Genomic DNA, 18241 nt, shown 5'->3' with positions numbered 1-18241 from the left:
TTTTTGCTGCGCGCAGACCGGTTCAGAACGTATCGGAGATGCGAATTCCAGCAGGGCCGAGAATGACGGCGATCAGCACTGGCAGGAAAAACAGGATCATCGGTACGGTGAGTTTGGGCGGCAGAGCGGAGGCTTTCTTCTCGGCTTCGTTCATGCGCTCATCACGGCCTTCCTGTGCCAGCACGCGCAGCGCCTGCGCCAAGGGCGTGCCGTAGCGCTCTGCCTGGATCAACGCCTGCACTACGCTTTTCACGCCATCCAACTGCGTGCGAAGGCCCAGGTTTTCGAGCGCAGTACGCCGATCCTGCAGGAAGGACAGTTCTGCCGTGGTCAGCACCATTTCTTCGGCAAGTTCGGGCGATTGCTCTGCCAGCTCTTCGGCCACACGCCGCATCGCCGCTTCCATCGATACGCCCGATTCCACGCAGATCAACATCAGGTCCAACGCATCCGGCCATGCGCGTTTGATCGATTTCTGACGCTTGGACATCTGATTGGAAACGAAGATGTTGGGTGCATAAAAGCCCAGATAACCAAAGCCCAGAACTGCCATCAGCCGAATGCCGAACGGCCTGCCGTCGAGATTTCCCATGACGAAGACCCAGAGAAAAGCCAGCACGAGGAACACGAAGGGCAGAATGAAGCGGGCAGCCAGAAAAGTGTTCAAGGCGTTCTGGGATCGGTAGCCCGCAGCCCGCAGCTTGTTGACCGTATTGGCATCGACAAGCGCTTCGCGCAGATTGAAGCGTTCGACGATCCGGCGAGCGGATTTGTTGTTGTTCGAGCGCAACGAGGCCTTTTCGCCTTTAGCTGCTTCGCTCATCCGGTTGCGTTCCCGGCTTCGGATCAGGTCACGTTCCGTGGACACGGCCTTCATGCGTTTGCCTAGATCGCCCTTCTCGAAATATGGAATGGCGAGCGTGTAGAACGTCGCAAAAACAGCGACGGCAACGAGGACGGCAACGATGAGATGCGGGTTGGTCAGGCTGGATGCGAGTTGCTGGGACATGGTGCTACCGCCTCAAATATCGAAGTTGATCATCTGGCGCATGACGATGATGCCGATGGACATCCAGATCGCCGAGGCGCCAAGAATGAGATGACCGCGCGGATCGGTGAACAGCACCATGATGTAATCCGGTGAAGTCAGGTAGACGAGCAGCGCCACGATAAAGGGCAGTGCGCCGATGATGACGGCGGATGCCTTGGCCTCCATCGAGAGCGCGGAGACCTTGGCCCTCATCTTGCGTCGTTCACGCAGCACCTTGGACAGGTTGGCCAGCGCTTCGGAGAGATTGCCACCCGCCTGTGCCTGAATGGTAATGACGGTGCCGAAGAAGTTGACCTCGGGCAGTGGCATTGTCAGCATCATGCGGTTTATGCCTTCGGGAATGGTCATGCCCACCTGCTGCGCTTCCACCACGCGCTGGAACTCGGTTTTGACAGGCTCCTGCCCGTCTGAAGCGATCAGCCTTACGGAATCATTGAGCGGCAGGCCGGATTTGATGGAGCGGTACATCACATCGAGTGCGTTCGGAAACTCTTCCAGAAACCTGTTCTGCCGGCGCTTGACCAGAAAGCCGAGGATCCAGCGGGGAAGGCCAAGCGCGCCGACAAAGCCGCCACCGAGTGCCAGATAGATGGGCGCGCCGTAAAGCAGGGCGACGAGAAAGACGGCGATCCCAAGACCACATCCCAGGACATAGAATTTTCGCACCGAGATCGACAGTCCGGCCTGAACCAGCTTGCCGCGCACACTCGTGTCGCGGCGATCCTTGGTTTTCTCGTTCTGCTTCTTTTCAAGATCCTTGAGGGTGTCCTGCACGGATTTGCGACGCTTGCTCAGTTCCTGAACACGGTCACGTGCGGCCTTGATCTTGGTATGGTCGGTTTCTGCGGCCTTGACCCGGCTCACGCGGCTTGCGGTTTTCTTTTCAACTTCGATCTGCGGGAAGAGAAAGACATAGGCCATCGCTCCTGCCGATATGGCGACCAGGATCACGAGCAACACCACCGTCATATTCATTCTACAGTTCCGTTCTGATCCTGCTTATTGAGACTGGCTTTCCATTTCATCGAGGGCGGCGGCCAGGCGCTTTTCCTCGTTGAAATAGCGTGCTCGATCCCAGAAATGCGGTTTGCTGATGCCGGTCGAAACATGGCGGCCGATCAGACGTCCGCTCGCGTCTTCGCCATCCATCTCGTAGCGCATCAGATCCTGCGTGATGATCACGTCGCCTTCCATGCCCAGCACTTCGGTCACCTGCGTGATGCGGCGCGAACCGTCACGCAGACGCGCAGCCTGAATGATGACATCGACGGAGGAGGAGATGATTTCGCGCACGGTCTTTGCCGGAAGGCTAAAGCCACCCATGGCGATCATCGATTCCATACGGCTTAGGCATTCGCGCGGGGTGTTGGCGTGGATCGTTCCCATGGAGCCGTCATGGCCCGTGTTCATCGCCTGTAACAGGTCGAAGACTTCGGGCCCACGCACTTCACCGACGATGATGCGTTCAGGGCGCATACGCAGGCAGTTCTTGACGAGATCACGCATGGTGATTTCACCTTCGCCCTCGATGTTGGGCGGACGGGTTTCAAGCCTGACCACATGGGGCTGCTGCAACTGAAGTTCGGCAGTGTCTTCGCATGTAATGACGCGTTCTGTCTTGTCGATATAGCTCGTCAGGCAGTTCAAAAGCGTCGTCTTACCTGAGCCGGTACCGCCGGAGATGACGACATTGCAGCGCACGCGCCCGATGACCTGAAGAAGAACGGCACCCTCCGGTGTGATGGCTCCAAAGCGCACCAGTTGGTCGAGGGTGAGTTTGTCTTTCTTGAACTTTCGGATGGTCAGTGCCGGGCCATCGATGGCGAGCGGCGGAGCGATGACGTTGACGCGCGAACCGTCCGGCAGGCGCGCGTCGCAGATCGGGCTCGATTCATCGACGCGGCGACCGACCTGGCTGACGATACGCTGGCAGATCGACAGGAGCTGAGCATTGTCGCGAAACCGTATGTCGGATTCGATGGTTTTACCGCCCACTTCGATGAAGGTCTGGCCGGAACCGTTGACCATGATGTCGGCGATGTCGTCACGCGCCAGAAGCGGCTCCAGCGGTCCATAACCCAGAACATCGTTGCAGATGTCTTCCAGCAGTTCTTCCTGCTCGGAAATCGACATCGCGAAATTCTTGATGGTGATGATATCGTTGACGATATCGCGGATTTCTTCGCGCGCGCTCTCGGTGTCGAGTTTCGCTAGTTGCGACAGATCGATGGTGTCGATCAGCGCCGAGAAGACCTGTGCTTTTGTCTGGTAATATTCGTCGGTCCGCGTGCGCTTGCGCACCTGTGGGGGCGGAGAATGAGACGGGGCTGCTGGCGAGGGCAGCACCAGTGTCTCCACCGGCTCAGCGCGCGGAGCCGCGACAACGGGTGACGGGGCAGGGGAAGATGCCGCCGGTCCACTGTTTGTGCTTCGTGAGAAGCCTTCGTTGCCACGTTTTCCGAACATAGGTGTCTTCCGGTCTGTCTTTGCACGGCCATGCCGCGCATCACTTGCGTTTTATAAGGTCCATGAATTTGCCAAGCCCTGCCCGCTTCGCCTTTCGCGCCGAAGAACGGCCCGTGACGATGTGGGAAATCTGCGAGAACGTCTCGGCAATCGGCGACTTTGCATCGATTTCGCTGATCATCCGCCCGCTATTGGCCGCATTGCCGAACAGTTGTACATCGAACGGAATGATGGCGATCGGCTCGATCTCCAGTGGCTCGAAAAAGTCGGCAGGTGCGATCTCGGGTCGCTTCACCATGCCAACCTGATTGAGCACCAGATGCGGAACCTTGTCGTTGGGTCGAAGCTTTTTCAGCGCATCCAGAAGGTTCTTGGTATTGCGCAGATTGGCGAGATCCGGCACCGCCGTGATCACCACCTCGTCGGCTTCGGCCAGAACAGTTTGCGTCCACTCAGACCAGATGTGCGGAACATCGAGAACCGCAACCGGCGCACTGCGCTGCAGGAGCTCAAGCAGGGGCTGGAAGGCCAGCCGCTCGAAATCATAGGATCGGTCGAGAAGCGACGGCGCGGCAAGCAGCGAAAGATGCTCGGAGCATTTGGTCAGCAGACGGTCGAGAAACATCTCGTCCAGACGCTCGGGCGCGTAAACCGCCTCGGCGATGCCCTGAGCAGGGTCTTGATCAAAGTCGATATTGGCGGTTCCGAACGGCAGGTCCAGATCGGCGAGAATGGTTTCCGTGGAAAACAGGTTCGAAATGCCGAAGGCGCAATTGTGCGCGATGGTCGACGAGCCGACGCCGCCCTTCGCGCCGATGAACGCGATGTTGCGACCCAGCGGTTCGGCCTCCGGGTCAACGAAGATCGCCGAGATCGACGCCAGCAAATCCGGCATTTTCACCGGCGCAACGAGATATTCCGAAATGCCGTTGCGGATGAGGTCCCGGTAGAGCGTGATGTCGTTATGGCGCCCGATGATGATGACGCGGGTCGTCGGGTCGCAAACCTCCGCAAGCGGTGCCAGGTCGTTCAGCAGCGTCGAAGGCTCGCGCGCGGTTTCCAGAACGATCAGATTGGGCGTCGGGCTGGAAGAAAACATCGTCGCTGCTGCTTCGATCTCGCCGTTGGTGACGCGCAGGCTGACCTTGTTCATGCGGCGGTCGCCTGACAGACGCTCCATCAGGCGCTGCATGCTCTCGCTTTCGCAGAACGCATGGATGGAAATGCGGGGTAGGGGTCGCAGACCCTCCAGATCGCCCGTGCGCAAGGGCTCTTCGGCGTAGGTCTCGTCCGGGTTTGCGTGCTGAATATCGTAGTTTACCGGGTTCATTGTGTTTCCTGTTGCCTCATCCGCTCTGGCTTCACGTCACTCTGTCGTTGCCGTTGTCTTGCCTGCGCGATAGTTGCCGATCACCACGGAACGACGCTCTGCATCGATCGGGCTCATGCCGCGCGGGCCGACAAGGTCCATCGGGTTTGCCACCTGCGCTGCGAGATTGTTTTGTGATGCACAGCCGAAATTGTACCAGTTCTTGTTGGAATAGGTGTTATCCGAAAGGTCTTCCGGCCATTGCCCGCACTGCCCGGTCATCGCCGTGATGGCCACGTAGCTCAACCGGATGGGAGCAGCATCCCCCGAGGGTGCGGCACCATAAGGCGTCTCCACGATCTTGGCCGCCGGAATGCCGGAAGAGGCCAGCACGGACCGGATCTGCCGTTTCATGATCGAAGCCGCAGCCGAGTTTGCCGAGCCCATGGGTATCTGCATCTGCACGACACCGGAGGAGGTGGAGGAATAGCTCTGCGCAAAGCCCTTGATGCTATCGGCCATGCCGACCGTCAAACGGTTGTCGCCAGCAGAAACCGGGATGTCCAAGGAGTGCTGCGCTTCCGAAAGCGTGATCGGATGGCGGGTGCGGTAGTCATCTGGAATGGCGCCTGTCGACATCGGGTCGCGTGCGCAGCCCTGCGCCAGCATTGCCGTCGTCAGTAGCGCGGCAACGAGGCTGACGCGGCGGATCGTGTGGCGTTGCGCGAGAGGTTTCATCTGGTGCATCTTTGTCATTTGTAGATAAACCCTACCGAGCCCTGATAGGGCTGTGTGTGAGCCTGCTGCCTGTTGCCGTAAACCTTGTTGACCCGGTTCATAAAGTACATGGCGGCATCGTTTTCCGGGTTGAAGTTGTCGTCGGGCCGGGCGATCTCGTTGCGTGATACCGGTCGCACCAGATAAGGCGTGGCGATGATGACGAGCTCTGTTTCGTTGCGAATGAAGTCCTTGCTGCGGAACAGCGTGCCGAGAATCGGAACCTTGGACGCGCCGGGCAGACCGGACATGGCTTGTCGCACGTTGTCTTGCACCAAACCAGCAATGACGATCGAGCCGCCAGACGGAAGCTCGACGCTTGTGGAGGCCTCGCGCTTTCGTATTGACAGGTAGGTACTACCCGGAACGCGAACGCTGCTGCCATTGCCCGTCACGGCACTGCCCTCATAGGTCGGTTCCGAGACGTTGGTCTCGATCTTCAGGCTGATACGGCCGGGAGACAGAACGACAGGACGAAAATTCAGCTCGATCCCGTAATCGACCTTGTCCGTTGTTCGAGTAACAGTCGGTCTTCCCGTCGTTTCATCGAATGCAACTTCCTGTTCAGCAGGCAGCCGGAACTCGCCACCTACATAGAACTTCGCCTGTTCGCCTGAAATCGCAGTGAGGCTCGGCTCGGCCAAGGTGCGCATGACTCCCGCCTGCTCCATCGCATTGAAATAGCTGCCAAGGGCCAGTTTTCCGACTGTGCCCGCCACGTTGCCAGTACCCGCCAGGCCAATCGCATTGCCCAGGTTCGCGGGATTGGAAAACGCGATTTGACTGGAGTTCGAGCCTGTACCGCTTATGGAGCCATTGAAACCAAGCTGCTTCAAAACCTGACGGCTGACTTCCGCAACCGTGACCTTCAGCGTCACCTGATCTTCACCTTCGATCGTCAGCATATTGACGATGGAGGATTGCTGGCGGTCTTCGGCGAAGATCGCGACGGCGCCGTCACCATTGCTCTGGCTTGTCTCGGTTATATTGCGCGTGGTCGCCTCACCACCTTTCAAGAAGGCGGAAGCGAGCTGGACGGCGCGGGCAGAATCTTGCGGGGTGCGAACGCTGCCCGAGAGCACGATGTTATCGGAGACGATTTCGACGCGTATGTCCGATTCAGGAATGAAGCGGCGAAGGTTGGCCTGAAGACCGGAAATGTCACGCTCGACTTCAAGATCGAGGCTGACGATCTCCTGCCCCTGATCACCGAAAATGAAGATATTCGTCTGGCCAACCGACTTGCCGAAAAGATAGATGCGTCGCGAACTGCGCGTTACGGCATCCGCCATGGAGGGGTCTGCCACGAGAATATCGTGAGCGTCTTGCGGCAGGTCGATGACCAGCGCCTTGTTGAGCCCCAGCTTAAGGCGCTTTCGCACGCCCTGACCGCTTTCATTGATGCGCACGATGCTGGCGCTCTGGGCAAGGGCTTCGTTTGTCGATAGGCCAAAAGGAACGTTCATGCCGGGAAAGCCGGAGAATGCGATGCAGAAAGCCAGCCCGCCAGTGACGGACGAGCGCATAAGGGTCTTCAGGCTATTGCGTGCTCGATAGGTCATTGTGCCGATCCCCCCTGTCCTTCCTTGACGATTGAGCCGGATTTGATGACCTGAATGGCTGGCTGTCCCGCACCCCGGTTCAGAAGGTATTCGGCAGATGTGGTGTCACTATCCTGTGCATCGGCAACGGAGCGTAGCGACAGCGTCAGACGGTCCGCCATCTGCTGTGCGACAGTCATGATCTTTGCCTGTTCCGGTGTCAGTTCCAGCGTGGCTGTTGCGCCGACAACAGCGCTCGTGCCGTCTTCGCCTTCCTTGATCTGCTGGTCGATGGCGAGAACGCGGACATTGTTGAGAACGTTTTCCGTCAAAAAGCCGCCGCCATCACCCTTGCGAACCATGATCACGTCCACACGGTCGTTGGGCAGCACGAAGCCACCGGCGCCGGTGGCGACCGAAATCTCTGTCGAGACGGCACGCTTGCCCGCAGGCAGCAACGCGGACATGATACGGGAGCTGGAATCGACGACCTTTTCGGGCCGCAAGGGTTCGCCTTCGAACAGCGGCAGGCGCACGATAGAACCGGTCAGTTCGGCAATGGCCTCCGGGCGCTTTGCTTCGGTAACGAAGCTCTCATTGATGCTGCCCTGTGGCCACGCTGCCCAGCGCACCGAGTCAGCACTCAGGCGGCTTCCAACCGGCAAGTTGACCGAGGACACCAGGACATTGACGGTCGGTTCTTTCTGAATGATGGCTTCGGCCTGCTCCACGACCTGTTGAGGAGCGCCAAGCTGCATGGCTAGCAAACCGGCAAGACCGGCGGCGACCACAGCTACGCAAAGAATGACGACACGCGACGGTTTCATGTTCGGGCCTTGAAAGAGTCAGAATCTCTGTTCCGACCATGGCCCGCCATTGGTGTAATTATAGTTAATAAAATGTGTCGGCGTGTAGTTAATGGAAAATAAACAGGCCCGTTTTGGCTGCCTTTGCTTTACATCAGGCGCTGCATCGCAAGCTGAACGATTGGCGCTTCAGGGTAGGTCAGCAGGCCCGCTACCGCGATCGCTATTCCGTAGGGAACCTTTTTAGCCACCAGCAGCGAATCTGGAACCGGCAGGCCCGTCACCATGATTTCCTGTCGATAGGACCTGATGAACAGAATGCCCATCGTCAGCACACCACCAAGGATGGCGACTGCCAGCATGTAAAGCGCAAGTGGCATGTCGAAGCCGAACCAGACCGCAGAGGCCGTCAGCAACTTCGCATCCCCGCCGCCCATCGTGTTCATTGCAAAAAGAATGAAGCTCACGCAAAATACGGCGAGACCTGCAACGAGGCTCATGCCGAACGTCTGCATGTCCATGCCCGAAAGCGGTGCGACCACGAGGAATGAAGCGATGAGGATCGCCGAAATGCGGTTCGGAATCGTCATGGCGAAGAGGTCGTTTAGTGCCGCAAATGCGAGACACAGCGGAACGATCAGGAATATCGCGGCGATAACCATGTGATGCACCTTATCCTACTCGCCAACAGACCAATGCGATACGCCGCCTTGTTCAGGCGGCGCAAATACTATCGAACCCGGGCCGAACTCAGTTGTTTGCCGCGGTTGCAGCCGTTGTCATGCGTGTTCCAAGCGTTGTAAAGAGCGCGCCAAGGCGTGTACCAACAGTGGTCGCGCCAGTGATGATCGCAACGGAAATCAGGGCGGCGATGAGGCCGTATTCGATGGCGGTCGCGCCGGACTCGTCTTTCATGAAGCGAGCGAAAATCTGTGTCATGCGGGTTCTCCTAAACTCTGTCTTATCGTTGAGCACGCCGACAACTGTTTTCCGTTGTTCGGTTGACCTCAAACTAGCGAATTTGGATTTCCAACCACTTAAAAAAGTTAATTAAAAAAAGATTAAAGGGCAGTGAAATCGAGCATAGTAAACAATAATTCAAAGTAGAAATTCAATTTTTATGTGTTGCAGAACATGCCTATTCTTAGGGGCTGTAGCGACAAATGACGCCAGCGGAATGCACTTTAATAGGACATATCCGCTGTTTTGTTTTGAGGCATGCCGCATAATGGAGCAACGCTTTTCAGCTGAGGAGTATCAACCATTTCATAATGGGATTGTCGTTTAACGCTTCATTCACCAATCCCGCGCATGGTGCTTTTGATCATCACAACGCCGCACCAACCAAGGCTGTCCAAACTCATGCTGTCCGTTTCAATGGCTAGACTTGCTATGACCCTGGCGGCGCTGCTCGCCACGTCCACAATGGCAGTTTCGGCTGACGATGAGATGCTGCGTGTGTCGATGAACCACGCCCGCGTGCTGAAATTGGACAGACCGGTCAGCAAAGTCATCATCGGAAACTCCAAGGTAGCCGATGCGACGGTCGCAGATGCTACCACCATCGTATTGACGGGCCGGAGTTTCGGCACCACGAACCTCGTTCTGCTGGACGCAGATGGCAATGCAATCGTGGATGAACGCGTGCTCGTTTCCATCGATGAAGGCAACACAGTCCGCGTTTTCCGCCAGACGGCCCGCACCGTCCTCTCCTGCACGCCGAACTGCGAAGAGCATTCCCCGAACGAAGGCGCAGCGGCGACCGGCCAGTAAGATTTCAATTTTTTCTGGGGTCGAGGCACGCCGAGCATTCAGCGGCGAATATTTCTGTCGCATGACAAAATCTGCACATCATAGGCGAATTTCAGGCACAGATTTACCGCGCCCCGAGGGCGATACATCTTTACAGATTTTTCGGTAAGTCATTGATCTGGCTAAGATCAAAAATGGAATGGTGCCCAGAAGAGGACTCGAACCTCCACACCCTTTCGAGTACCAGCACCTGAAGCTGGCGCGTCTACCAATTCCGCCATCTGGGCGACGAGGAGCGATGTACGGGGGGAGCCCCTCGGTGTCAACAGGGATTTTGAAGTTTTGTGACGATCATTGATTTTTCAGTGAAAAAACTTGAGGAGGCGGTGTGAAGGCCTCGTTGGAGAGATCCAAAGGGTCGTGAAGGGCCTCCGCGAACGCCACCAAAAGGGAATCAGCTATCCAGCCCCTCGTTCTTAGACCGGTCGAGATGGCCGAGGTCGCGACCGGGGTCTATGACGTCACGGACGCGCTGCTTGAGTTCCTTTGGTCCGGGGAAACCGCCATCGCGCTTGCGTTCCCAGATGACGTTTCCGTCCAGCAGGATTTCGAAGCGTCCGCCGGTTGCCGGCACCAACGAGACTTCTGCGAGACTGTCTGAAAATGTGTGCAGTAGTTCCTGCGCCATCCAGGACGAGCGCAGGAGCCAGTTGCACTGGGTGCAATAGACAATGGAAATGCGTGGCTTGGCCGCTGTGTCTGTCATATGGCCCCTCATTTGTTCATCGCTTTTAGCGCGAGGCCATGTTCTGCGGTGAAGCAAATCTTTGCAAGCGCCTATGTGCAGGAAATCTAGCCGATTTCTTTGTAGAACCATGTCGCGTCGCAGTAGCGACCATCGGGATGCATCGCATAATTGGGAATGACGCCGACGCGCTGCCAACCGTAGCGAGGATATATCGCTTCCGCCGTGCTGCCCGACGCCGTGTCCAGCACCAGAAGCGTCCGGCCACGGGCCACAGCTTCGGCTTCCACCCGTTCCATCAGCAGGCGTGACAGGCCAAGCCCGCGCGAGGAGCGATGCACCAGGAGTTTCATCAGGTCACCGCGATGAGGCTGATTGGGTTTGGAGGCGAGCCCCACCTGCACGGTGCCGACGATTTTGCCATCCACCTCTGCCACCACATGAAGTGTGCCGCCACTTTCCACCGACTTCACTACGCTTTCCCAGAATGCTTTGGCATCGGCAGGCACGAAAGGCAGCATGTAGCCGACGGAGGCACCGTCATTGACGCAATCGGACAGGACTTCGCAAAGGTCTGGTAACGCGGCCAGGGTCTCCTCGCCGTTCAGCATGCGGATACGTGTCATTCGAAACTCCTGAGATGTCAGCGCTTGCGTTGGTCCAGCACCACGGCATAGCGGGCAGGGTGGTCGGACGGATTGTGAAAGATGTGCCCTTCGCCCACAGACATGAACAGGCAGTCGCCGGGCTCCATTTGGTGGATCTCGGCGCCTGTCGTCATTTCGAGGGCCCCCTCCAGCAGCCAGACATATTGTGTCATGCCACGGCTCGCGCTGTGCGGTGGGAAGCTGACCCGTGCGTGGGCTGGAAAATCGACCTCGACGATATCGATGTCTGACTCGACGCGTGGCGGAGAGATGGCCCGGCGCGTGTAACCGGTTTCAGGATCCTGCCATGTCGGCTGATCGCGTTTTCGCGTCAGCGGTGAGGTGGTCGTTTCGTCCTCGGCAAAAAAGCCTGACAGCGAAAGCCCCAGTGCTGCGCAAATCCGGGCCAGAAGAGCTGCGGTTGGGCTGGCTTCGCCGCGTTCTATACGGGAGATCATGGCGCGGCTGACGCCGGAGGCGCTAGCGAGCTGGTCGAGTGTTAAATTGCCTTGCGTTCGCAGGTGCTTGATGCGTGCGGCAATAGAGTGTTCGAAGGTGTCGATTTCGTTTTTCATTATCAGAGAATATTAATCTCAAATGATGGAGTCAATATCTACGATAATGGAATTTGTAGTCTGAAGCGTAAAATCCGGTCATGTAAATTCATGATGCTGCTCGCCTGCAACTGCAGTCTCCCGATCACTGACTGAAAAAGCCCAACTTAAAAGGCTTTTAACCAAATTCCCGCTTTTCCAGCGCAAGGCCCCCTGCTATAGCGCGGGGCATGAGCACAAATTCGACCCGCACTCCGCTTGACCATATCCGCAACTTCTCCATCGTTGCCCATATCGACCATGGCAAATCGACACTGGCTGACCGGTTGATTCAATCGACGGGCGGCCTTGCCGAACGCGACATGTCCGAGCAGGTGCTCGACAACATGGATATCGAGCGCGAGCGCGGCATTACCATCAAGGCACAGACCGTGCGCCTGCATTACAAGGCGAACAACGGCGAAATCTATGTGTTGAACCTTATCGACACGCCCGGCCACGTCGACTTTGCCTATGAAGTGTCCCGCTCGCTGTCGGCCTGCGAAGGCTCGCTGCTGGTGGTCGATGCCTCTCAGGGCGTCGAAGCGCAGACTCTGGCCAACGTCTATCAGGCTATCGATAACGACCACGAACTGGTCACCGTCCTCAACAAGATCGATCTGCCCGCTGCTGAACCGGACCGCATCAAGGAACAGATCGAAGAGGTCATCGGCATCGATGCCAGTCAGGCTGTTCTGATCTCAGCCAAGACAGGTTTTGGTATTCCCGACGTTCTCGAAGCCATCGTACACCAGTTGCCGCCACCAAAGAGCGAGCTTGGCGAAAAGGGTCCGCTGAAGGCGCTGCTGGTCGATAGCTGGTACGACACCTACCTCGGCGTCATGGTTCTCGTGCGCGTTCTCGATGGTGTGCTGACCAAGGGCCAGACCATCCGCATGATGGGAACAGACGCGAAATATCAGGTGGAGCGCGTGGGCGTTCTGACCCCGAAGATGGTGGCTGTCGATAGTCTTGGTCCGGGCGAGATCGGTTTCATCACCGGCTCGATCAAGGAAGTCGCCGATACGCGCGTTGGCGACACCATTACCGAAGACAAGCGCCCGACAGCGACCGCACTGCCGGGCTTCAAGCCCGCTCAGCCTGTCGTCTTCTGTGGTCTCTTCCCGGTGGATGCGGCTGACTTCGAAGATTTGCGCGCCGCGATGGGCAAGCTACGTCTCAACGATGCGTCGTTTTCCTTCGAAATGGAATCGTCTGCTGCACTCGGCTTCGGTTTCCGCTGCGGCTTCCTCGGTCTGCTGCATCTGGAAATCATTCAGGAGCGTCTCGAGCGCGAATTCGATCTCGATCTTATCGCGACGGCTCCGTCGGTGGTCTATCAGTTGACGATGACCGATGGTTCTGAACGCGAACTTCACAATCCGGCTGATATGCCTGATGTCGTGAAGATTTCCGAGATACGCGAGCCGTGGATCAAGGCGACGATCCTGACGCCGGACGATTATCTTGGTGGCATTCTGAAGCTTTGCCAGGACCGTCGCGGTGTTCAGACCGAGCTGACCTATGTCGGCAAGCGCGCCATGATCACCTATGAACTGCCGCTCAATGAAGTGGTCTTCGACTTCTACGATCGTCTGAAATCGATCTCCAAGGGCTATGCTTCCTTCGATTACCATCTCGATGGTTATCGTGAAGGCAACCTCGTGAAGATGTCGATCATGGTCAATGGCGAGCCGGTTGACGCTCTTTCCATGCTCGTGCACCGGACTGCTGCTGAAAAGCGCGGTCGCGACATGTGCGAGAAGCTGAAAGATCTGATCCCGCGCCACATGTTCAAAATACCTATTCAGGCGGCCATCGGTGGCAACGTCATTGCACGTGAGACGATCTCTGCCATGCGCAAGGACGTAACCGCGAAATGCTACGGCGGCGACGCGACACGTAAGCGCAAACTTCTGGACAAGCAGAAGGAAGGCAAGAAGCGCATGCGTCAGTTCGGCAAGGTGGACATCCCGCAGGAAGCGTTCATTGCCGCGCTGAAAATGAGCGACGACTGAGGGTCTGCCCTATTCTACGTCTACAGCCCTAACATTCCGCTGAACTTTACGCTTCATCAGGTCCAGCCAATCGGAAAAATCATCAAAGCTATCTTTGCTGATTTGGCTTGGCATGGTGAGGGTGACCTCACCCTCGTCAAGAGCGAATACATCCTTCCGAATCTGAAAAGAGCTAGATGTTTCTTGCAACTGAGGATCCGCGAGGCCCGAAACATGACCGACCGGTTGATGCGTCACTTCTTGCCTAGGAATCTCTGGAAGTAATGTTGCTTTTTTTTCGAGTATAACCTCGCTTGCAGGGATACCGTTGTCACTTCCCTCCACAGCGATCCAAGCACCATCCTCCGAAATCCAGCGCACGCGCTTTGGCTGCTTAAACTGAAGCACTCCACCGGATTCCCACTGGATCAGATCACCAAAAGCGACGATCATCGCTCCATTTTGCTCTGGAGGTTGCTGCGGAGAACGGTCATCGTGACCATTCGAATCGGCAGTTAAGCTTTCTTCAGCCTTATCCAACTCTGCAAACGCTAGCGCATCGCGGTAAGTTTGAATCACTTCGTTTGAGGAAGCCTGACTAAATGGCGCTTCTCCGACTTCGGTGCGATCAATGAGTAGATGATTTTTGAGCAAGGCATCCGAAAGCTCCGCGGGATTCCCAAACTTTTCCCATAGCTCCTTATGAATCGTTGGCGATAGGGCTGCCGCGCGAATTAAAGCTTTGCGACGTTCGGAATTGGGATCCGCATCCTGTAAAATGCGTCGTGCAGCCTCTGTAAGCTGGAATTTCCGCGCATCGCCACTGCCCTGATCCTTGACCAAGCCATATTGAATAAGCGCCGCTGCACTTTTTAGCAGCCCACTACTTTGAGGGGAAAAACCCCATGCATTGGCAAGTACATTTTGCCCGACAGGATAGTGTTGAGCTTTCTGGAACAGCTGAGCTGCTCGCTCAATCGCTCGGCCAATATTCAAAAAGGGGTAAGGCGGGCTGCGAAACTTCTTAATCGTCGTTTTGTCGTTCATAGTTTATTGGCCTGCTAAAATTAAGCTCTGAAGCTAAGATTTAGCTTACTGGATGCTTGCGTGCAAGATAAATCATGGTAAATGTTAAATAGAAAAGGAGAATCGATATGATCAGAAGACCGTTAGCCAACCGCACCAATGAGCGCCGTCGTGGTTGGCAGTAACGAAACGGGCCACAAAACAGGAAGGCGGCAACCGACCTGCTATGTGACCCATGGTGTCAGCGGACAAGCCCAAATCCGTTGGACGGAGCAACTGGGAATGCCGATATCTGAAACCCTTGCAAATTCAGAATCGCACGTCCCGGTCTTCGTTTCAAGTGGGCATTGATGTCGTAATCAGGAGGTCATGATGACCAACGACAATATGCCGAGCTATACGCTCACCTTCGATGATGCCATCCAGATATGGCTTCGCCACTGGAATGGTGAGTTCCAGAACCGGATTGCCGCGAGTTTCGATGTCAATCCGGGGCGCGTCAACGATGTCCTTAAAGAACGGAAACACGTTGGAAGCCGGGAAGCAGCGCTTTCCCAGCGTTCCGCATAGAAAGGATTCTGAAAAATGACCAATAAACGCAATCAACACGTCGTGCCACATGCCGAAGGCTGGGCCGTTAAAGGCGCCGGTTCGGAGCGCGCTACAAAGGTTGTAGAAACCCAGCGTGAAGCAATCAGCATTGCCCGTGGTATCGCTCAAAATCAGGGTTCAGAAATGTTGATCCATGGTGAAAACGGTCGCATTCGCGAACGTAACTCCTATGGAGACGATCCGTATCCGCCGAAGGGCTGAGACATTGCCGCTCACCTTTTACCCGGGTGGGCGGCTTCAATTTTCAGAGTAATATCATGTACCAACGCGCTTGCTTGCCGAGTGTTTGCGCATATAATATGCGCATTAGCTTTGGAGGTTGCGATGGCATCGACAGCAAGAAAAGCCGCCAATCTTTCCCTGGACATTGTCCTTGTGGAACAGGCGCGTGAACTCAAGATCAATATTTCCCGCGCAGCCGAAGAGGGGATCACCCACGCGATCAAAGCGGAACGTGAACGCTTATGGCGGTTGGAGAATGCTGAAGCTATCCGGCTTGAAAACGAATATGTGGAAAAACATGGTCTGCCATTAGCGCAATACCGGAAGTTTTGATGGCCCGGTTCTGCGTCTACAAGTTGGTTGGCAGCCACATTTTGTTGCTGGATCTTCAAGCAGATATCTTGGACGACTTGAAAACGCGTGTTGTTGCGCCGCTCTATCCCGCCAATGAGCTCTCATGGTCTTTAGCGAAGCTCAGTCCTCGCTTTTTGATCAGCAGCGAGATTTTTGTGATGGCGACCCAAAGAATGGTGGCGGTCCCGGTCCAGGAAATTGGAGATTTCGTAGCCGACCTCTCCAGTCGACGCGACGACATCATTGCAGCAACAGACTTCCTCTTCCAAGGGTTCTGACCCCTAACAGAAAAACCGCCTGCCCTGGGGCAAGCGGTTCTTGATTTATACAGCAACCTCAGCGCTTATGGCTGTGTCTGCGTGCCGCCTGTGTTGGGCGAAGCAGGAGTTGTATTAGTTGGCGCAGCTGGTGTCATTGGTACTGGTGCCGGAGCCTGATCACTTACCGCTGGCGGTGTCGTCGACGAGGTCGTCGTTGGGTCTGTGGTCGATGGTGCGCTCATCTGCATCCAGATGAAACCACCGACCAAAAGGACGGCGATGACGGCGAGCCATGGGGCCCAGCCGGGCGATTTGCGTGCTGCTTCAGGGGTCGTGCGTAATTCTGGGCGATCTGGACGCAGGTTCGGATCGCGTGGCAGGTTTGGATCGAATGTCATGGTCTTTTCTCCTCTACTATGCGGAGAAAATGCAAAAATACGTGATTGGTTCCAGAAATGTAAGAAAACCGTCATATTCGGTTGGCAGGCAGCATATCTTGCGTGCTGGTTCTGTCGCTGCTCGTCATGCTGCCAATAGCACTCTTTACCATGCTGACATCGTAGGTGACGTTGCGAGCGCGGCCTGTTTTACGTCTTGCTGTCCAGAATGCTGATCGGCTTCATCTTCTGGTATCGCGGGCTGGCGCTCGGTGGCATTGCCGCCGTGGGCCAATTGCAATTGCTGCAACCCTTTTTTGGGCTGATATTGTCGGCAACACTGCTCGGAGAAGCCGTCAGCCCCACAATGCTTGTCGTCACGATGGGCGTGGTGGCCTGCGTCGCAGGTGCCCGGCGCGTTTCAAGGCAGGTCGCGGTGCCACGGAATTAGCCGCGACCGCGCGTCCAGCGTTGCCATGCTTCTTCGTTGCCGCTGAACACGTTGAGGTCGATCTTGCCCTCTACGCCATGCGACAGGCCGGAACCCGAATATTGCCAGAACAGCCACTTGCGGTCCGGGTAGACCTTGGACGGATACTGCGCCACGGCCCGAAGCCAGAATGGGTAGTTCTTGAACTCACCCGATAGGTGGTCCTTGTAGAAATCAGGGGCCGTGTAGATGATCGGACGCTGGCCATAATGGCGCTCCAGCATGTCCATGAAGACCTGCATCTTTTCCAGCACCTTGGCACGCGGCAGGCGCATCTTGCAGCTGGACTCCCCGTTATATTCCACGTCGATGACAGGCGGCAGCGCGTCCGGGTCACGCGGTACGTTGCGAATGAACCAGTCGGCCTGATGGCTTGCCGGACGGCACCAGTAGAAGAAGTGGTAAGCACCGCGGCGAACACCCGCCGCCTTGGCGCGGTCCCAATTGGTCCTGAACATCGGGTCCAGATGGTCACCGCCATCCGTCGCCTTGATGAAGGCGAAGTTGGCACCGCGCGATCTCAGCCTTTCCCAGTCGATATTGCCCTGCCAGCGCGAAACATCGACGCCGTGAATCGGGAAATGGCGGGGCGTGACTCTGCCGAAATTGATGGGCTTGGCATCGCCGAAATTGGATTTGAAGATGCGAGAGCGGACCGCAGGACCGGCATTGATGGCAGGCGCTGCGGCCATCGCCAATTGCACTGGTCTTTCGTTCGGCATGGCCACACCCGCCTGCGGGGCTATCGGTCTTTCCATCTGCGGTGCCGCGCGGGGTGCCGTGGTCTGCTGGTCGACAGCGGCAAAGGCGGGAGAGCCGGACGGCATCGGGCCACCCCAGGCCAGCACTTTTTGTGCGGGTTCGGCACGAAGCGGCGCGCCGACACTGGCTTGTGGCACGGGCGCCGAAGGCGTCACCGAACTGGTGGTTTCCTTGGAAGGAATGCCCGCCATCAGGCCTTCCGGCCCGGAACTGGACGTACAGCCCGCGAGGGATAGGCAGGCGAGTATTATGGCTGGCACTGTCGATCGATGCATGAGAATCCGTACGCAAAACAAGCGGATAAGCACAACACGCGCCAACCCTGAGACCATGAAAAAATATGACTAACGACAAATTATCAAAAAAGGCTGAATCCAATCTTTACGACCGGACATCTGGTTAAAAACACTGATCACAGCTGCGCGAGGAGGACTGTGCATGCTCGTAAAAAGCA

The 18241-nt window shown here is 56.6% G+C and carries 21 protein-coding genes, 1 tRNA gene and 1 pseudogene; 7 read left to right on the top strand and 16 right to left on the bottom strand.

The annotated features are described in order from the left end of the window. Positions 1-22: 22 nt before the first annotated feature. The 9 genes from QRN55_RS17795 to QRN55_RS17755 all read right to left on the bottom strand — a co-directional run bounded on the left by QRN55_RS17795 (position 23) and on the right by QRN55_RS17755 (position 8889). Positions 23-1009 (bottom strand): type II secretion system F family protein, encoded by a 987-nt coding sequence (locus QRN55_RS17795; protein WP_284777711.1) that lies wholly within the window; start codon positions 1007-1009, stop codon positions 23-25. Between the two features lie 12 nt (positions 1010-1021). Continuing rightward, entirely contained in the window at positions 1022-2026 is a 1005-nt protein-coding gene (locus QRN55_RS17790; RefSeq protein ID WP_233135744.1) for a type II secretion system F family protein, read from the bottom strand. Between the two features lie 24 nt (positions 2027-2050). Continuing rightward, the gene (locus tag QRN55_RS17785) at positions 2051-3517 is read right to left on the bottom strand and encodes a TadA family conjugal transfer-associated ATPase (RefSeq protein WP_112497803.1); all 1467 of its coding nucleotides are present in this window, start codon (positions 3515-3517) and stop codon (positions 2051-2053) included. Between the two features lie 40 nt (positions 3518-3557). Then, a complete protein-coding gene (locus QRN55_RS17780; protein WP_284777709.1) occupies positions 3558-4847 on the bottom strand; it encodes a CpaE/TadZ family protein in 1290 nt (429 codons plus the stop codon). Positions 4848-4883: 36 nt separating this feature from the next. Next, a complete protein-coding gene (locus QRN55_RS17775) occupies positions 4884-5564 on the bottom strand; it encodes a CpaD family pilus assembly protein (RefSeq protein WP_284777708.1) in 681 nt (226 codons plus the stop codon). A 14-nt stretch (positions 5565-5578) separates the two neighbouring features. After that, on the bottom strand, positions 5579-7165 hold the full coding sequence (locus QRN55_RS17770) for a type II and III secretion system protein family protein (RefSeq protein ID WP_284777707.1): 1587 nt from the start codon (positions 7163-7165) through the stop codon (positions 5579-5581). Further along, entirely contained in the window at positions 7162-7971 is an 810-nt protein-coding gene (gene cpaB / locus QRN55_RS17765) for a Flp pilus assembly protein CpaB (RefSeq protein WP_284777706.1), read from the bottom strand. The genes QRN55_RS17770 and cpaB overlap by 4 nt, the downstream gene beginning before the upstream one ends. A 128-nt stretch (positions 7972-8099) precedes the next feature. Next, positions 8100-8612, bottom strand: coding sequence for an A24 family peptidase (locus QRN55_RS17760; protein WP_284777705.1), 513 nt, complete (start codon positions 8610-8612; stop codon positions 8100-8102). Between the two features lie 88 nt (positions 8613-8700). Further along, a complete protein-coding gene (locus QRN55_RS17755) occupies positions 8701-8889 on the bottom strand; it encodes a Flp family type IVb pilin (RefSeq protein ID WP_111840036.1) in 189 nt (62 codons plus the stop codon). A gap of 453 nt (positions 8890-9342) precedes the next feature. On the opposite strand from QRN55_RS17755, the gene QRN55_RS17750 reads away from it, so the two are divergent. Further along, a complete protein-coding gene (locus tag QRN55_RS17750; RefSeq protein ID WP_502871349.1) occupies positions 9343-9723 on the top strand; it encodes a pilus assembly protein N-terminal domain-containing protein in 381 nt (126 codons plus the stop codon). A gap of 179 nt (positions 9724-9902) precedes the next feature. Here the strand turns inward: QRN55_RS17750 and QRN55_RS17745 are convergent. From QRN55_RS17745 to QRN55_RS17730, 4 genes are all read right to left on the bottom strand, one after another. Further along, positions 9903-9989 (bottom strand) — tRNA-Leu (locus QRN55_RS17745). A 167-nt stretch (positions 9990-10156) separates the two neighbouring features. Then, positions 10157-10468: an Rdx family protein gene (locus QRN55_RS17740; protein WP_111840035.1), complete on the bottom strand. Its 312-nt coding sequence runs from the start codon at positions 10466-10468 to the stop codon at positions 10157-10159. An 86-nt stretch (positions 10469-10554) separates the two neighbouring features. After that, positions 10555-11073, bottom strand: a complete 519-nt coding sequence (locus QRN55_RS17735; protein WP_284777701.1) for a GNAT family N-acetyltransferase — start codon at positions 11071-11073, stop codon at positions 10555-10557. Positions 11074-11090: 17 nt separating this feature from the next. Further along, positions 11091-11669 (bottom strand): helix-turn-helix domain-containing protein, encoded by a 579-nt coding sequence (locus tag QRN55_RS17730; protein WP_502871347.1) that lies wholly within the window; start codon positions 11667-11669, stop codon positions 11091-11093. Positions 11670-11866: 197 nt separating this feature from the next. Here QRN55_RS17730 and lepA point away from each other — a divergent pair, with 197 nt between their 5' ends. Beyond that, the gene (lepA, locus tag QRN55_RS17725) at positions 11867-13705 is read left to right on the top strand and encodes a translation elongation factor 4 (protein WP_284777853.1); all 1839 of its coding nucleotides are present in this window, start codon (positions 11867-11869) and stop codon (positions 13703-13705) included. A 9-nt stretch (positions 13706-13714) separates the two neighbouring features. Here the strand turns inward: lepA and QRN55_RS17720 are convergent, their stop codons facing one another. Then, a complete protein-coding gene (locus QRN55_RS17720) occupies positions 13715-14731 on the bottom strand; it encodes a hypothetical protein (RefSeq protein ID WP_284777700.1) in 1017 nt (338 codons plus the stop codon). Positions 14732-15082: 351 nt separating this feature from the next. Between QRN55_RS17720 and QRN55_RS17715 the strand changes: the two genes are divergently transcribed. The 4 genes from QRN55_RS17715 to QRN55_RS17700 all read left to right on the top strand — a co-directional run bounded on the left by QRN55_RS17715 (position 15083) and on the right by QRN55_RS17700 (position 16176). After that, on the top strand, positions 15083-15280 hold the full coding sequence (locus QRN55_RS17715; protein ID WP_284777699.1) for a hypothetical protein: 198 nt from the start codon (positions 15083-15085) through the stop codon (positions 15278-15280). 15 nt (positions 15281-15295) lie between these two features. After that, positions 15296-15523 (top strand): DUF2188 domain-containing protein, encoded by a 228-nt coding sequence (locus tag QRN55_RS17710; RefSeq protein WP_284777698.1) that lies wholly within the window; start codon positions 15296-15298, stop codon positions 15521-15523. Positions 15524-15646: 123 nt separating this feature from the next. Beyond that, the gene (locus tag QRN55_RS17705) at positions 15647-15877 is read left to right on the top strand and encodes a type II toxin-antitoxin system CcdA family antitoxin (protein ID WP_284777697.1); all 231 of its coding nucleotides are present in this window, start codon (positions 15647-15649) and stop codon (positions 15875-15877) included. After that, positions 15877-16176 carry a CcdB family protein gene (locus tag QRN55_RS17700; RefSeq protein WP_284777696.1) on the top strand — a complete coding sequence of 100 codons (300 nt, stop codon included), beginning with the start codon at positions 15877-15879 and terminating at the stop codon, positions 16174-16176. The genes QRN55_RS17705 and QRN55_RS17700 overlap by 1 nt, the downstream gene beginning before the upstream one ends. Before the next feature lie 65 nt (positions 16177-16241). On the opposite strand, the gene QRN55_RS17695 is transcribed toward QRN55_RS17700, so the two are convergent. Continuing rightward, on the bottom strand, positions 16242-16556 hold the full coding sequence (locus QRN55_RS17695; protein ID WP_284777695.1) for a hypothetical protein: 315 nt from the start codon (positions 16554-16556) through the stop codon (positions 16242-16244). Positions 16557-16649: 93 nt separating this feature from the next. On the opposite strand from QRN55_RS17695, the pseudogene QRN55_RS17690 reads away from it, so the two are divergent. Next, positions 16650-16986: pseudogene (locus QRN55_RS17690) on the top strand (EamA family transporter); the annotation flags it as partial. On the opposite strand, the gene QRN55_RS17685 reads toward QRN55_RS17690, so the two are convergent. After that, the gene (locus QRN55_RS17685) at positions 16983-18062 is read right to left on the bottom strand and encodes a glycoside hydrolase family 25 protein (protein WP_284777694.1); all 1080 of its coding nucleotides are present in this window, start codon (positions 18060-18062) and stop codon (positions 16983-16985) included. The pseudogene QRN55_RS17690 and the gene QRN55_RS17685 sit on opposite strands and share 4 nt — an antisense overlap. Between the last annotated feature and the right edge of the window lie 179 nt (positions 18063-18241).

Origin of the sequence: Agrobacterium sp. lyk4-40-TYG-31, from assembly GCF_030209855.1 — a bacterium.
GTDB classification, from domain to species: Bacteria; Pseudomonadota; Alphaproteobacteria; order Rhizobiales; family Rhizobiaceae; genus Agrobacterium; species Agrobacterium vaccinii.
Note: the sequence above shows the minus strand (reverse complement) of the source record. Positions and strands in the feature narration are given on the sequence as shown.